The following is a 14,427-nucleotide window of genomic DNA, read 5'->3' as shown; positions in this document are numbered from 1 at the left end:
CGGATGAGCCCGCGCCGGCCGACGCTGTCCCTGCACGCGGCGGTCGACGTCGCCGAGCCGCGTTCGGTGTGGCACCGGATGCGGCAGGCGCTGCCGGTGATCGGGCAGTGTGCCGTGACGGCGGGCGCGGCCTGGTGGATCGCCGGATCGGTCTTCGGCCATGACACGCCGGTCTTCGCGGCCACGGCCGCGGTTATCTGTCTGGCGGCCGGCGTGGGTCGCCGGGGCCGTCGGGCCGTCGACCTGATCGCGGGTGTGCTGTCCGGGGTCGCGGTCGGGCAGGTGATCCGCCTGCTGGACGTCGGCGTCGGTTTCTGGCAGATCGTGCTGGCGGTCGCGCTGGCGATGGCACTGGCGGCACTCTTCGACGCCCGGCCGGTGGCCTTCATCCAGTCCGGCACCGCCGTGCTGATCGTGCTGACGCTGGAGCCGCCGGATTCGCCCCTCGACCATGTCCTGGACGCCGCCGTCGGCGGCGCGCTCGGTCTGCTCGGCAGCCAGGTGCTCTTCAGCCCCGACCCGGTGAAGCTGATGGTGGCACCGGTCCGGGAGATCCTCGATGACGCCGCCGAGGCTCTCCGGGTCGCCGCCGAAGCGCTGCGGGAGGGTTCGACGCAGCTGGCGGATGCCTCCTGTGAGCGCGCCCAGGACGCGCACGCCCGACTGGGTGAGCTGGCCCGGGCCCGGATGACGGCGCGGCGGGTGACCGCGCGCACCGTACGGGGGCGCGATCAGGCCGCCCGGCTGCGTCACGTCGACCAGCGGCTCGACGACATCGACGTCCTGGTCGCCGCCGTCCTGCTGCTCTGCGACGACGTGCGGGACCATCTCGCGGCGCGTCCCGTGCCGGCCCCGGCCCGGCTGCCCGACCGTCTGGTCCAGCTGGCCGCCGGGCTGGCGGAGCTGGCGGCCCGGCCGCTGTCGTCGACCGCGGACATGATGAGCGGCCCGGAGGTCCGCCGGCGGGCCCCCGGCGCACCCGGTCCCGCCGCGCCGGCCGTCCCTGACGAGGTGCCGGACGCCGATGTCCACCTGCGCCACGCGGCCGCGGCGCTGCACCGGCTCCGCGCCGCTACGGAAGGCTGACTGACGCTCACGCTGCCTCGGGACGGCGGGACGGGACGGCGGGGCGACGGGGCGACGGGGCGTGGCGGTGGCCACCTACCCTCGCGGGCATGTCACGGGTGGGGCGATGGCTGCTGCGGCGGGTGGATCACGTCTGGGACCTCGGGTGGCTCAACCTGGTCGGGCTGGCGCTGGTCGGCTTCTTCCTCTTCCTGGCCTCCATGCCGCTGCGCGACGGCATCGACCAGCTGCGCGCCGAGAAGTGGGGGGTGGGCGGGACGGTCAGCCTCTCCCGGTGCGCCATCGACGACTGGCGCCGGGGTGACCCGTGGCGGTGCGAGGGCACGTTCGTCTCGGCCGGCGACGCCGTCCGGATCCACCGGGTCGTGTACGAGTGGGACTTCGACGAGGACCCCCGCGTCGAGGGTGGACCAGTCATCCGGGAGGCCCGGGTGACCGGTGCGGCGGCGTCGAGGGCGTGGCCGCCCGGGACCGAATGGCAGGCGAGCCTGATCGTCGGAATCTTCTGCCTCGTCCTGACGGCGATCGTCTTCGGCTGGTGGGTGAGCCCGGGCGAGGACGTGCAGAGGGCCTCCCGGCCCGCCGGCCGTCGCCGCCCCCGGTCGGCCAAGCCACCCGCCCGGCTGAGGATGCGCCGGCGCCGGCGGTGAGCCGCCGGTCGGCGACGGGTGGCGCGATCAGCCGGGTGTCGGGCCGGCCGGCTCGGGTTGGCGGCGGAAGGCACGGCGGTACGCCGACGGGGCCACCCCGATCCGCAGGTGCAGTTGCTGGCGCAGCGCGGCGGCGGTGCCGAAGCCGCAGCGGCGGGCCACCTGGTCGACGGTGAGGTCGGTGGTCTCCAGCAGCAGCCGGGCGTGGTCGGTGCGCTGCTGGAGCAGCCACTGCGCCGGGCTGAGCCCGGTCTCGGAGCGGAAGTGCCGGGTGAAGGTGCGGACGCTCATCCGGGCCTGCTCGGCCAGGTCGCGCAGGGTCACCGGCTCGTGCAGCCGCTGCCGGGCCCACTCCCGGGCGGCGGCGGTGCTGGCGCCGGTGGCCCGCGGCACCGGCCGCTCGATGTACTGGGCCTGGCCGCCCTCGCGCCACGGCGGCACCACGCACCGGCGGGCCGCCCGGTTGGCCACCTCGCTGCCGTGGTCGGTGCGGATGACGTGCAGGCACAGGTCGAGCCCGGCGGCCACCCCGGCGGAGCTGAGCAGCCGGTCGTCGTGGATGAAGAGCACGGCGGGGTCGAGGTCGACGTCCGGGTGCAGCCGGCGGAACCGGTCGGCGTACGCCCAGTGGGTGGTGGCCTGCCGGCCGTCCAGCAGTCCGGCGGCGGCCAGCACGAAGGCACCGGTGCAGATCGAGACGAGTCGGGCGCCCCGCCGGTACGCCGCGCGCAGCGCCTCGGCCACCTCCGCGTCGAGGGTGCCGTCGGTCAGCGGCGGCCCGCCGTGGATCCCGGGAACGATCACCGTGTCGGCGGTGGCGAGCAGTTCCAGGCCGTGGTCGGGGAGCACCCGGTAGCCGCCGCTGCTGCGGATCGGCCGGGCGCCGGGGGTGCAGACGTCGACGGTGTAGAGCGGCCGCTCGTCGTCGTCGCGGGCGGTGCCGAAGACCTGGGCGGGGGTGCCCAGGTCGAGGCCGACGACGTCGTCGAGGGCGAGCACCGCGACCCGGTGCCGGTGGAGGGTCATGGCCCGATTATTGCGCATGATGGCTTTCCGGCCACTCGTCGTCCGGGGCGCGGATCCCGAGACTCGATATCGTGACCCGATCCCGTCGCCTGCACCCGGCCTGGACCGTCGCCGCCGTCGCCTTCGTCGCGCTGGTCGGGGCGGCCGGCTTCCGCGCCGCCCCCTCGGTGCTGCTGCACCCGCTGCACGCCGAGTTCCGCTGGCCGCTGGCCACCATCTCCGCCGCGGTCTCGGTCAACCTGCTGCTCTACGGGCTCACCGCGCCGTTCGCCGCCGCCCTGATGGACCGGTTCGGCATCCGGCGGGTGGTCGCCGCCGCGCTGCTGCTGGTCGCGGCGGGCAGCGGGCTGACGGTCTTCATGACGGCGAGCTGGCAGCTCATCCTCTGCTGGGGCGTACTGGTCGGGCTGGGCACCGGGTCGATGGCGCTGGCCTTCGTGGCGACCGTCACCGGGCGCTGGTTCGTGCACCGCCGGGGACTGGTCACCGGCGTGCTCACCGCCGGCGGCGCTACCGGTCAGCTGGTCTTCCTCCCGCTGGTCGCGGTGCTGGTCCGCGAGCACGGGTGGCGGGCGGCGGCACTCGTCGTGGCCGGGGCCGCGCTGGCGGTCGTACCGCTGGTGGTGTGGCTGCTGCGCGAGCACCCGGCGGACCTGGGCCTGCCGGCCTACGGCGCCACCGAGGTGACGCCCCCGGCGCCGCCAGCCGGCGGGGCGGCCGGGCGGGCCCTCGGCGCGCTGGCCCAGGCCGCCCGGACCCGGCCGTTCTGGCTGCTGGCCGGCGGCTTCGCGATCTGCGGCGCGACCACCAACGGGCTGGTCGGTACGCACTTCGTGCCGGCCGCGCACGACCACGGCATGCCGCAGACCACCGCGGCCGGGCTGCTGGCGCTGGTCGGGCTCTTCGACATCGCCGGCACCATCGCCTCCGGCTGGCTGACCGACCGGGTGGACAGCCGGCTGCTGCTCGGCGGCTACTACGCGCTGCGCGGCGGTTCGCTGCTGGTGCTGCCCGGGCTCTTCGCGGCCACCGCCGAGCCGAGCATGCTGGTGTTCATCGTCTTCTACGGGCTGGACTGGGTGGCCACCGTGCCGCCGACGGTGGCGCTGTGCCGGGAGTACTTCGGCGCGTCCGCCGCGGTGGTCTTCGGCTGGGTGTTCGCCGCGCACCAGGTGGGCGCGGCGCTCGCCGCGACCGGCGCGGGGCTGGTCCGCGACCAGCTCGGCGACTACGCGCCGGCCTGGTACGCCGCCGGGGCGCTGTCGATCGGCGCGGCCGGGCTGTCCCTGCTGCTGCGCCGCCGGGGCGCCCCGGCCGCGCCGCCGGCCGTCGCGGTGCCGGTGACCGGCCGGCGGGCGTGGAACTACCGGGGCTGACCGGTCAGGCCAGGTTCCACTGCTGTTCGACGGCGCCGGTGCAGGCGGCCTGTTCCACGTCGTCGCCGACCTCGGTGCCGCCGTCGTCGACCTGCCCGCACCGGCCGCTGTGCACCGCGACCAGCAGCACCGGGCCGGTGCCGGCAGCGGTCAGCCGCCACTGCTGGTTGGCCTGGCCGTGGCAGGGAAACTGGAGCAGCTTCGTGCCGTCGTCTGTGCTGCCGCCCTCGACGTCGAGGCACTGCCCGGAGGCGGCGTTGGTCAGGGTCACCACGTCCGGGCCGGCCGGGTTGACCACCCACTGCTGCTCCGGCCCGCCGGTGCAGACGGCGAGCTGGGCCGGCGCCCGCTCCCCGGCGCCGTCCAGGCCGAGGCAGAGCCCGGACGCCGCGGCCCGGAACACCCGCGGCCCGGCGGTCGGCGCCGCCGGGGTGGTGGGAGCGACCGCCGTCGGCGAGGGCGCGGCCGGATCGCTGGGCGCCGGCCCGCTCGCCGTGGTCTCGGGTGCTGTCGACGGGGTTCCGGCGGCCGCCGGCACCACCGGCTCGTCACCACCGCCGCCGAGCACCCCGGTGGCGAAGAACGTCCCGAGCAGGACACCGGCCAGCCCGACGCCGAGCGCCGCCCGCATCAGCGGGTCGCGGGGCAGCCCCGGGCGGGACGCGCGCCGGCCGCCGTAGACCGTGCCGGCCGGGTCGTTGCGCTCTTCTCCGACGCTCATACCGGCATCCTGGCCCACCCCGGCCGGCGACGGCCAGCCGGCCCCGAGCCGGGTGACCCGATGCGCTCAGTCGACGACCTGGACGTCCTTCCAGAAGGCGACCCGGTCGCGGACCATCTCCGCCTCCGGCTTCGGGTCGGGGTAGTACCAGACCGCGTCGGGGCTGGTCCGGCCCGCGTGTTCCAGGGTGTAGTAGGAAGCGGTGCCCTTCCACGGGCAGACGGTGTGGGTCGCCGACTCGCGGATCAGGTCCGCGCGCAGCGCGGCCCGGGGGAAGTAGTGGTTGCCCTCCACCAGCACGGTGTCGTCGCTCTCGGCCACGACCAGGTCGTTCCAGACGGCTTTCGGCATACCGGCCAGCCTAGGCCGCCCCATCGACCTTGACCACATCGAATTCCGCCATTACCGTCTGGACCCGGACAGTGGACGTCCTACCTCCTCCGGTGACAGGCATCTTTCGCACCGACGTCGCCGGCTCCACTGCCGCCACAGGGCCACCCACCACCACGAAAGAGGTGTGCATGTCCGTGATGACAGTCCAGTCACCCCGCCCGATGATCGCCCTGGCCGGGGTCGCACTCGCCGCGTCCCTGACGCTCGGCACCGCGCCCGCGACGGCGGGTTCGGCGGCCGGCGGGCAGCGATGCGACGTCTCCGTGCCGTTCGTCGCCGGCACCGACGGCTACACCGGATTTCGGATCCCGGCGGTGGTGAGCGCCCGGTCCGGGACCCTGCTGGCCTTCGCCGAGGGACGACAGGGCTCGCTGAGCGATGCCGGGAACATCGATCTCGTCCTGAAGCGGTCCGGCGATGGCGGATGCACCTGGGGACCGCTGCAGGTGGTCCACGAGCGGGGGCCGGACACCGCGGGGAATCCGGCGCCGGTGCTGACGGCGAGCGGCCGGGTGGTGCTGCTGTCCACCGTGAACGCCGGCGACGCCTCGGAAGCCGAGATCATGCGTGGCGACGTCACGGCCGAGCAGAGCCGCCGGGTCTTCGTCCAGCACAGCGACGACGAGGGCGTGAGCTGGTCGGTTCCGCGCGAGATCACCGCACAGGCCAAGGCGTCGAACTGGCGGTGGTACGCGACCGGCCCCGGTCACGCGGTGCGGCTGACCGCTGCCGCCCACCGGGACCGGCTGGTGGTGCCCGCCAACCACTCGATCGCACCGCCGGCTGGTTCGTCCGATCTCGGCACCGAGGCCAAGTACTACGGCGGTCACCTGCTCTACAGCGACGACGGCGGTGAGAACTGGCAGATCGGGGCGGTCGACGACAACCCCGACGGATACCTCAACGTCAACGAGTCCACCGCCGCGGAGCTGCCGGACGGCCGGCTCTACCTGAACACCCGGGAGCACAACGGCAGCGCGCCCGGCAACCGGGCCGACACCTACAGCGCCGACGGCGGTGCGACGCTCGTGCAGCCGTACCGGCCGCAGGCGACCCTGGTCGGGCCGGTCGTGCAGGCCAGCGTCCTGCAGCTGACCGGGCCGAAGGCGCCCCTGCTCTACTCCGGCCCCGCGGACCCGGCCAGCCGGGCCGCGATGACGCTGCGGATCAGCACCGACCGGGGAGTCACCTGGCGACCCGCCAGGGCGCTGTCCGGCCTGCCCGCCGCCTACTCCGACCTGGTGCAGCTGGACTCCCACACGGTCGGCGTGCTGTACGAGACGGGCAGCTTCGGTCCGTACGAGACCATCACGTTCCGGCGGGTGCCGATCCGCGATCTGACCTGAGCTGATGGAAGGCCGGGTGTGCGCCGTGGCTCGAGCCGCGGCGCACACCCGCGTCACGAACGCAGCACGGCGACGCCGCGGGGCGCCAGGGTCACCAGGTCGATCGGGCGGTCCCCGCCACCGAGCAGGTCGACGGCCGGCGTCGGCAGCGGCACGGTGACCTCGACGCCACCGTGGTTGAGCAGGAACAGGTACGACCGGTCGGGACCGTGCCGGCGGACGGCCTGCACGCCGTCGGGCAGGCCGGGCAGGACGGGTTCGACTCCGGCCTCCGCGCGGACCCGGTCGAGCACCGCCCGCATCAGGGCCGGATCGGGGCGGGTCGCCAGGTACCAGGCGGTGCCGGCGCCGTGGCGGTGCCGCAGGACCGCCGGCCGACCGGCCAGCTCGCCCTCGGTGAAGGTGCCCACCACCTCCGCGCCCGCCGGCTCGACCCATTCCGACCACTCCAGGCCCCGACCCTGGCGGCCCTCGACGTCCAGGCCGATCGTGCCGTCCACGGGCAGCGGCCAGAACTCCTCCACCCGCAGCCCGAGCAGCTCCTGCAACGGGCCCGGCGCGCCCCCAGGGTGCAGGCGTTCGGTCTCGTCGACCACGCCGGAGAAATAGGACACCAGCAGCGTGCCGCCGCGCTCCACGTGATCGCGCAGCGCGGCCGCCGTCTCGGCGGTGAGCAGGTAGAGGTTGGGTACGACCACCAGGCGGTACCCGTCCAGGTCGGCGTCCGGTGGCAGCACGTCGCAGGTGACGTGGGCGTCGAACAGCGGCGCGTAGTGTGCCCGGTGCGCCGCCAGCAGGTCCAGCGGGGCCGGGTGGGCGTCTCCTTCCACCGCCCACCAGTTCGACCAGTCGTGCAGCAGCGCCACCTCGGCGCGTACCCGGGTGTCGGCCAGTTCCGCCGCCGCCGCGATCTCGGCGCCGAGGTCACGGATTTCCCGATGGGTACGGGTGTGCGCGCCGGCGTGCGGCAGCATGGCCGAGTGGAACTTCTCGGCGCCGCCCGCGGCCTGCCGCCACTGAAAGAAGAGCACCGCGTCCGCGCCCTGGGCGACCGCCTGCCAGCTCCACAACCGCATCACCCCCGGCGGCTTGGGGGCGTTGCGCTCCCGCCAGTTGACGGCGCTCGGCGCCTGCTCCATGAGCAGCCACGGCTGGCCGCGGCGGGCGGAGCGGACGAGGTCGTAGCCGAACGCGGCATCGAGGTGCGTCCGCGGGTCGTACGGGTCGGGATAGCTGTCGAGGCTGACGACGTCCTGCTCGGCGGCCCACCGGAAGGAGTCGATCGGCTTGTGCACGAGGCCGATGAAGTTGGTCGTCACCGGGACGTCCGGGGTGTGCCGGCGGAGGATGTCGCGTTCCATCGTGTAGCAGGCGAGGATCGCGTCGTTGCTGAACCGGGCGAAGTCGAGCTTGTGGGCCGGGTTGCCGAAGGTCGGCGCGGTACGCGGCGGCAGGACCTCGTCCCAGTCGTCGTAACGCTGCGACCAGAACGCCGTCGACCAGGCGGCGTTGAGCGTGGCCACGTCGTGGTAGCGCTCGCGCAGCCAGCGCCGGAAGTCCGCCGCGGACACGTCGCAGTAGCAGGCCCGGACGTGGCAGCCGTACTCGTTGCCGACGTGCCACAGCCGCAGGGCCGGATGGTCGCCGTAGCGGGCGGCGATCCGTTCCACGAGCCGGCCGGCGTGCTCCCGGTAGACCGGGCTCGACGGGCAGTAGTGCTGGCGGGCGCCGGGCCAGAGCCGGACCCCGTCGATCCGGCGGGGCAGCACCTCGGGGTGCAGCCGGGACAGCCACGGTGGCGGTGAGGCGGTCATGGTGGCCAGGCTCGCCCCGATGCCGGCCTCCGCCAGGTGGTCCAGCACCCGGTCGAACCAGCCGAAGTCGTACTCGCCCGGTCGCGGCTCGACCTGGGCCCACGCGAAGATGCCCACCGAGACCAGCGAGACGCCCGCCTCGGTCATCAGCTTCATGTCCTCGGCCCAGACGTCCTCCGGCCACTGTTCGGGGTTGTAGTCACCGCCGAACAGGATTCGAGGCATGGTCATCCTGGATCCACTCCTTGTCTGGGACGGGGGAAGACCGCCCCGGAACGGTGCCAGTTCGGGCGAGGCGGACATGGGATGTCTGGCGTGCTGGAGGCAATCTAGGTCGGGGTGCGGTGACCGTCAAGGCGCTCAGGGTGTAAATTCGTCCCACCGCCCCGCCCTGTCGGTGCCATGACATGGGATGTTTGGAGCGCGAGGAGAGTCCCGGCGCGGAGTGGGAGGCAGCATGCGGGCACGCACCAAGGAGAGCCTGCAGGAGCGGATCGTCTCCCTCATCCACGAGCGGCGACTGGCGCCCGGCGCCGCGATGCCGACCGAACCACAGTTGATGGATCTGCTCGGCGCCAGCCGCAACAGCGTGCGGGAGGCCGTGCGCGCCCTGCAGGCGCTGGGCATCGTGGAGATCCGGCACGGCTTCGGCACGTTCGTGGGGCACGCCCCGCTGGACGTGCTCACCCCGTCGCTGACCTTCCGGGTTCGTACCCGGTCCGGGCACGGGATCCGGGCGCTGCACGACCTGGTCGCCGTCCGCGAGATCCTCGAGACCGGGCTGATCGCCTCGGTGGCGCAGGACATCAGCGAGGCCCGGCTGGCGGCGCTGGACGCCCTGGTCACCGCCATGGCCCGGGACAAGGAGGCGGACCGGGCCTTCCACTCCCTGCTCTACGAGTCCCTCGACAACGAACTCGTGCTCCAGTTGATCGGGCTGTTCTGGGACGTCTACCACGAGGTCGAGCCGGCACTCGGCCCGCCCGAGGACCGGGCGGCGGATGTCGTCGCCAACCATCGCCGGATCGTCGAGGCCCTGCGCAACCGCGACGGCGGCGGCGCCCAGGAGGCGATGCGCCTGCACTTCGACGACGTCAAGGCCAGGATCGCCCGGGCCGAGCGCTGGCTCGCCGAGGCGGGCCAGCAGCCCGCCTGACCTGTCAGCGGTGCCGCCGCAGGCGGCGCCAGGAGCGTGGTGCCCGGCACCCGCGACCCTCGCCGCCGGTCGTCCTCCGCGTTGGCCGGGAATCGATAGTCACCTCTTCCGGACATCCTACGTCCCACGTAGGGTGACTGATGCCAACCACCATCGATCCGGAGGGCTCGACATGAGAGATGGTCATCGAACACGGCACGTCATCGGCGGGTGGTCGATCCGCCGACGGGCGGGTGCCCTGCTGGCCGTGGCGGGCATGATCGTCGGCACGCTCACCGCTCCGAGCACCGCCGGCGCGGCGGAGGATGCCGGCGCGCCGGACCAGGCGAGCGGCGCGCCGTTCGTTGACGAGCAGGTGCTCTACGAGCGGGGCGACTTCGGATACGCCTGCTTCCGGATCCCCGCGGTGGTCCGGGCGAAGAACGGCATGATCCTCGCCTTCGCCGAAGGGCGGGTCGACGACTGCGGCGACGACGGGGACATCGACCTGGTGCTGCGCCGCTCCGCCGACGGCGGACGCACCTGGGGTCCGCTCCAGGTGGTCGTCGAGGGCAACGGCCAGACCCGGGGCAACCCGGTGCCCATCGTCGACGAGCGCACCGGGCGGGTGGCGGTGGTCGGCACCGGCAACGGCCCGACGCCCTGTCCGAACGGCTGCGACCGGGACCCGTACCTGGTGACCAGCGAGGACCACGGCGCGACCTGGTCGCCGGTACGGGAACTGACCGAGGCCAAGCGCCCGGAGTGGAACCACTGGTACGCCACCGGGCCGATGCACGGAATCCAGCTCCAGCGCGGCCCGCACGCCGGCCGGCTGGTGGTGGGCGCCAGCTTCGAGAGCTACGACGGGGTGGGCGCCCACGTCTACGGCACCCACCTGCTGTACAGCGACGACGGCGGCCTGAGCTGGCAGATCGGGGCCGAGACGTTCCGGGACGACGGTTCGGTGATCGCGCAGGAGGTCACCGTCGTCGAGCTGACCGACGGGCGGATCTACGCGCTGGCCCGGGAACGGGGCACCGACCCGGGGCACCGGGCGTACGCGACCAGCAGCGACGGCGGGCAGACGTTCGACGCTGCGTTCCGGACCATCCCCGACCTGGAGATGCCCGACGTGCAGGCGTCCATGCTGCGATTCAGCGCGACCGACGCCGGCGACGCCCGCAACCGGATCCTGCTCTCCTCGCCGGCCCATCCGGTGGCGCGCGAGGTGATGGCGGTCCGTTCGTCCTTCGACGAGGGGCGGAGCTGGCAGACCTGGGACGAGGGCAAGGTCTTCTACTGGGGTCCGACCGCGTACTCCGACCTGCTCCGGCTGGACGGGGACGAGGCGGCGCTGATGTACGAGGCCGGGCAGGCCACTCCGTACGAGACGATCCGCTACGCCCGGTTCAACGAGGCGTACCTGGCCACCCCGAACGGGACGCCCCCAGGGATCCCGGGACCGCCGGCGCCGGGACCCCGGAGCCCGGACACCTCACCTCACCTCAACCCTGCCTACGTGCGCGGCGGCGCGCAGCCGGTGCCCGGCCGGTTCGGCGACGGGCTGGCCCTGGACGGTGTCGACGACCGGGTGGAGGTGCCGTTCGACGACTCGATCGACGTGGCCGGACAGGACTTCACCTTCGCCACCTGGATCCGGTACGCCGAGCCCCGGGGCTCGCACGCGATCATGTGGGCGTACCGGACCGGGTCGGGCACCACGCCGCAGGTGTGGTTGCGGGCGGAGCCGGCGAGCAACCGGATCCGAGCGCTGATCATGGTGGACCGGTTCAACATCTCGGTCTCCTCGCCCGAGGCGTACAACGACGGGCAATGGCACCACGTGGTGCTGCAACGGGTCGACGGCCGTCTCGCGCTCCGGGTCGACGGCGCCGAGGTCGCCTCGGCGGCGGTGCCACCCGGGTCCGTGACGGCCGGGAAGGAGTTCGGCGTGCAGGGGATCCACCTCGGCCAGCGGATCGACGGCGTCGACCGGTTCCGCGGCACCCTGGACGAGGTGGCGCTGTACCGTCGCGCCCTGTCGCCCACCGAGCTCGACCTGCTCCGCGAGGGGAACCTCCCGATCGGCGGCCGGCTCGGGCTCCGGCTTCCGCTGGAGCAGGTGGGCTGACCGCCACCCCACCTCCGAGCGGCGCCCGCCGTAGCGGCGGGCGCCGCTCGCCGCCCCTCGTAGAAAGGACGACACATGCTGGTCGACCTGCCCCTGGACCACCTGCGTGACTACCGGCCCGCCCGCACCGAGCCGTCCGACTTCGACGACTTCTGGGCGGACACGCTGGGCGAGGCGGCCGACGCCGGCTGGCCGGCGCGGTTCGAGCCGTACGACGCCGGCCTGGCCACCGTGGAGGTCCATGACGTCACCTTCGCGGGCTTCGCCGGCCAACCGGTGCGCGGCTGGCTCCTGCTGCCCCGGCACACCGCCGGGCCGCTGCCCTGCGTGGTCGAGTACATCGGTTACGGCAGCGGTCGCGGCCTGCCGCACGACTGGCTCTTCTGGAGCGCGGCCGGCTATGCGCACCTGGTCATGGACACCCGCGGGCAGGGCGGCCGGGGGTCGCTGACCGGCGCCACCGCCGATCCGGACCCGGTCGGGGCGCCGCAGGGCAACGGCTTCCTCACCCGCGGCGTCACCGATCCCCGGCACTACTACTACCGGCGGCTGATCACCGACGCGGTGCGCGCCGTCGACGCCGCCCGGTCCCATCCCCGGGTCGACGCGGGCCGGGTGGTGGTGGCCGGCGGCAGCCAGGGCGGCGGACTCGCCCTCGCCGCCGCCGGGCTGGTCGACGGCCTCGCGGCGGTCCTGTCCGACGTGCCGTTCCTGTGCCACTTCCGGCGGGCCACCGAGATCACCGACGCCGGCCCGTACGCCGAACTGGTGGAGTACCTGAGGACCCGCCGCGACGAGGTCGACACGGTCTTCGCCACCCTCGGCTACGTCGACGGGGTGAACTTCGCCGCCCGCGTCGACGCTCCGGCGTTCTTCTCGGTCGCCCTGATGGACGCCGTCTGCCCGCCCTCGACCGTGTTCGCGGCCTACAACCACTGCGCCAGCCCGGACAAGGAGATCGCGGTGTGGCCGTACAACGGGCACGAAGGGGGCGCCGCCTTCCAGCGCCGCGCGCAGCTGCGGTGGCTCCGGCTCCGGACGCCCCCGGCGGCCGGTCGACTGTTGCCGGCCGACGCGGAACTCACCGCGGCGTCGGGCTGACCACCTCAACCACGCCGCCGGGCGGCCGCCGCCCGGGGAGTGACCGGCACGAGCCGGCGGGTGAGCCACAGCGGCGAGGTGACGGCGTTGCCCATCACCACCGCGTGCGCGCCGGCCTCGAAGGCCCGGCCGATCTGCTCGGTGGTGCGGTACCGCCCTTCGGCGATCACCGGCACCGGCAGCAGTGCGGCGAGCCGCGCCACGAGGTCGAGATCCGGCCCGTCCGTCGGTGGACTGGCCGGCGTGTAGCCGGACAGGGTGGTGGCGACCGCGTCCGCTCCCGCCTCCACGGCGGCGACCCCCTCCGCCGGCGTGGAGATGTCGGCCAGCACCAGCGCGTCGGTCCGCTCGCGGACCGCCCGGACCGTGTCGGCGAACCGCCGCCCGTCCGGTCGCGGCCGGTCGGTGGCGTCAATCGCGACGATCTGCGCGCCCGCCCGCGCCACCTCGACGGCGTGCGCCGCGGTCGGGGTGATGACGACGCCGGCCGCGCCGTGCTTGTACAGGCCGATCAGGGGTACGTCGACGGCGGCACGGATCGCCGCGACGTCGGCCGGTCCGTTGGCCCGGATGGCCACCGCCCCGCCGCGCACGGCGGCGGCCGCGACGCGGGCCTGGACGTACGCGTCCCGCATCGGGTCGTCGGGTTCGTCGGGCAGCGGCTGACAGGAGACCACCAGCCCGCCGGCGAGGTCGTCGAGGATGGTCACCGGCCCTCCATCGCCAGTCGGGCCGCGCCCACCGCGACGGCGTCCTGGCCGAGTGCGGCGGGCAGCAGCGGTACGTCCGCCCAGGCCGGCAGCAGCTCGCCGCGGTACGCGGCGGTCGCGGCCGGCAACAGTACGGCCCCCGCGCCGCCGGCGAGCACCACCGCCTCCGGATCGAGCAGGGCGACCAGCCCGGCGAGGGCGCGGCCGAGGGCCTCCCCGGCGCCGCTGACCACCTCGGCGGCGGCCGGGTCGCCGGCGATGGCCCGGGCGGCCACCTCCCGGCCGGTGACGGCCGCGCCGGTCGCCAACCGGTACGCCGCGCCGAGTCCGGTGCCGGAAGCGACCGCCTCCAGGTGCCCGTACCGGCCACAGCCGCAGCGCAGCCGCTGCGCCGCCGGAGCGGGCAGGTGCGCCACCTCGCCCGCCGCGCCGCGGGCACCATGCTCGATGCGGCCGGTGCGGACGATCCCGGCGCCCAGCCCGGTGCCGACGGCGACCAGGAGCAGGTGTCCCCGGCCGCACCCCGCGCCCGTCCACGCCTCGCCGAGCGCGGCGGCGTTCACGTCGTTCTCCACCCGCACCTCGCGGCCGAGCCGCGCGCGCAGCCCGTCGGCGATGCGGGTGCCCCGCCAGCCGGGGAGGGAGTCAGTGGCGTAGCGGACGGCACCGGTGGCCGGGTCGATGGTGCCGGCGGAACCGATCCCCACGGTCGCGGCGCCCGCCGCCTCGAGCAGCGGCCCGGCGAGCCGGGCGGCGGCGTCCAGCACCGCCGCCGGGCCCAGCCCCGCCGGGGTCTGGCCCTCCGCCCGCCGGACCACCTCGCCGGCCGGCGTCACCAGCGCGGCGACCGTCTTGGTGCCGCCGATGTCGACGCCGACGGTCGCGGACGGCGCGCTCACCGGTCGGGATCCGGCCGCGCGGGCCGGTCGCGGCGG

Annotated in this window: 13 protein-coding genes; 7 read left to right on the top strand and 6 right to left on the bottom strand. The window is 74.6% G+C overall.

Going from position 1 to position 14,427, the window contains the following annotated elements; all coding sequences use genetic code 11:
• Positions 1-3: 3 nt before the first annotated feature.
• Positions 4-1,086 carry an FUSC family protein gene (locus ACVCAH_RS18160; protein WP_447137334.1) on the top strand — a complete coding sequence of 361 codons (1,083 nt, stop codon included), beginning with the start codon at positions 4-6 and terminating at the stop codon, positions 1,084-1,086.
• Positions 1,087-1,175: 89 nt separating this feature from the next.
• Positions 1,176-1,736, top strand: coding sequence for a hypothetical protein (locus tag ACVCAH_RS18155; protein WP_447137333.1), 561 nt, complete (start codon positions 1,176-1,178; stop codon positions 1,734-1,736).
• A gap of 27 nt (positions 1,737-1,763) precedes the next feature.
• On the opposite strand, the gene ACVCAH_RS18150 is transcribed toward ACVCAH_RS18155, so the two are convergent.
• Positions 1,764-2,780, bottom strand: coding sequence for a GlxA family transcriptional regulator (locus ACVCAH_RS18150; RefSeq protein ID WP_447137332.1), 1,017 nt, complete (start codon positions 2,778-2,780; stop codon positions 1,764-1,766).
• 53 nt (positions 2,781-2,833) lie between these two features.
• Between ACVCAH_RS18150 and ACVCAH_RS18145 the strand changes: the two genes are divergently transcribed.
• Positions 2,834-4,138, top strand: a complete 1,305-nt coding sequence (locus tag ACVCAH_RS18145) for an MFS transporter (RefSeq protein WP_447137331.1) — start codon at positions 2,834-2,836, stop codon at positions 4,136-4,138.
• Between the two features lie 4 nt (positions 4,139-4,142).
• Here the strand turns inward: ACVCAH_RS18145 and ACVCAH_RS18140 are convergent, their stop codons facing one another.
• The gene (locus tag ACVCAH_RS18140) at positions 4,143-4,859 is read right to left on the bottom strand and encodes an RICIN domain-containing protein (protein WP_447137330.1); all 717 of its coding nucleotides are present in this window, start codon (positions 4,857-4,859) and stop codon (positions 4,143-4,145) included.
• A gap of 66 nt (positions 4,860-4,925) precedes the next feature.
• On the bottom strand, positions 4,926-5,210 hold the full coding sequence (locus tag ACVCAH_RS18135; RefSeq protein WP_447137329.1) for a DUF427 domain-containing protein: 285 nt from the start codon (positions 5,208-5,210) through the stop codon (positions 4,926-4,928).
• 170 nt (positions 5,211-5,380) lie between these two features.
• Here ACVCAH_RS18135 and ACVCAH_RS18130 point away from each other — a divergent pair, with 170 nt between their 5' ends.
• Positions 5,381-6,598 (top strand): sialidase family protein, encoded by a 1,218-nt coding sequence (locus tag ACVCAH_RS18130; RefSeq protein WP_447137328.1) that lies wholly within the window; start codon positions 5,381-5,383, stop codon positions 6,596-6,598.
• A 53-nt stretch (positions 6,599-6,651) separates the two neighbouring features.
• Here the strand turns inward: ACVCAH_RS18130 and ACVCAH_RS18125 are convergent, their stop codons facing one another.
• A complete protein-coding gene (locus ACVCAH_RS18125) occupies positions 6,652-8,643 on the bottom strand; it encodes a beta-galactosidase (RefSeq protein WP_447137327.1) in 1,992 nt (663 codons plus the stop codon).
• A gap of 226 nt (positions 8,644-8,869) precedes the next feature.
• On the opposite strand from ACVCAH_RS18125, the gene ACVCAH_RS18120 reads away from it, so the two are divergent.
• The 3 genes from ACVCAH_RS18120 to ACVCAH_RS18110 all read left to right on the top strand — a co-directional run bounded on the left by ACVCAH_RS18120 (position 8,870) and on the right by ACVCAH_RS18110 (position 12,782).
• Positions 8,870-9,568 (top strand): FadR/GntR family transcriptional regulator, encoded by a 699-nt coding sequence (locus ACVCAH_RS18120; protein WP_447137326.1) that lies wholly within the window; start codon positions 8,870-8,872, stop codon positions 9,566-9,568.
• A 172-nt stretch (positions 9,569-9,740) separates the two neighbouring features.
• On the top strand, positions 9,741-11,681 hold the full coding sequence (locus tag ACVCAH_RS18115; RefSeq protein ID WP_447137325.1) for an exo-alpha-sialidase: 1,941 nt from the start codon (positions 9,741-9,743) through the stop codon (positions 11,679-11,681).
• 75 nt (positions 11,682-11,756) lie between these two features.
• Positions 11,757-12,782 (top strand): acetylxylan esterase, encoded by a 1,026-nt coding sequence (locus ACVCAH_RS18110; protein ID WP_447137324.1) that lies wholly within the window; start codon positions 11,757-11,759, stop codon positions 12,780-12,782.
• A gap of 5 nt (positions 12,783-12,787) precedes the next feature.
• On the opposite strand, the gene ACVCAH_RS18105 is transcribed toward ACVCAH_RS18110, so the two are convergent.
• Positions 12,788-13,492 (bottom strand): N-acetylmannosamine-6-phosphate 2-epimerase, encoded by a 705-nt coding sequence (locus ACVCAH_RS18105; protein WP_447137323.1) that lies wholly within the window; start codon positions 13,490-13,492, stop codon positions 12,788-12,790.
• Positions 13,489-14,391 (bottom strand): ROK family protein, encoded by a 903-nt coding sequence (locus ACVCAH_RS18100; RefSeq protein WP_447137322.1) that lies wholly within the window; start codon positions 14,389-14,391, stop codon positions 13,489-13,491. Before ACVCAH_RS18100 ends, ACVCAH_RS18105 begins: the two co-directional genes overlap by 4 nt.
• Positions 14,392-14,427: the final 36 nt, after the last annotated feature.

It is taken from the genome of Micromonospora sp. LZ34 (assembly GCF_052981855.1).
Note: the sequence above shows the minus strand (reverse complement) of the source record. Positions and strands in the feature narration are given on the sequence as shown.

Excerpts from the sequence above, each read along its gene's own strand:
- ACVCAH_RS18160 (WP_447137334.1), top strand. The coding sequence starts at position 4 with ATGAGCCCGCGCCGGCCGACGCTGTCCCTGCACGCGGCGGTCGACGTC.
- ACVCAH_RS18155 (WP_447137333.1), top strand. The coding sequence starts at position 1,176 with ATGTCACGGGTGGGGCGATGGCTGCTGCGGCGGGTGGATCACGTCTGG.
- ACVCAH_RS18150 (WP_447137332.1), bottom strand. The coding sequence starts at position 2,780 with ATGCGCAATAATCGGGCCATGACCCTCCACCGGCACCGGGTCGCGGTG.
- ACVCAH_RS18140 (WP_447137330.1), bottom strand. The coding sequence starts at position 4,859 with ATGAGCGTCGGAGAAGAGCGCAACGACCCGGCCGGCACGGTCTACGGC.
- ACVCAH_RS18135 (WP_447137329.1), bottom strand. The coding sequence starts at position 5,210 with ATGCCGAAAGCCGTCTGGAACGACCTGGTCGTGGCCGAGAGCGACGAC.
- ACVCAH_RS18130 (WP_447137328.1), top strand. The coding sequence starts at position 5,381 with ATGTCCGTGATGACAGTCCAGTCACCCCGCCCGATGATCGCCCTGGCC.
- ACVCAH_RS18125 (WP_447137327.1), bottom strand. The coding sequence starts at position 8,643 with ATGACCATGCCTCGAATCCTGTTCGGCGGTGACTACAACCCCGAACAG.
- ACVCAH_RS18120 (WP_447137326.1), top strand. The coding sequence starts at position 8,870 with ATGCGGGCACGCACCAAGGAGAGCCTGCAGGAGCGGATCGTCTCCCTC.
- ACVCAH_RS18115 (WP_447137325.1), top strand. The coding sequence starts at position 9,741 with ATGAGAGATGGTCATCGAACACGGCACGTCATCGGCGGGTGGTCGATC.
- ACVCAH_RS18110 (WP_447137324.1), top strand. The coding sequence starts at position 11,757 with ATGCTGGTCGACCTGCCCCTGGACCACCTGCGTGACTACCGGCCCGCC.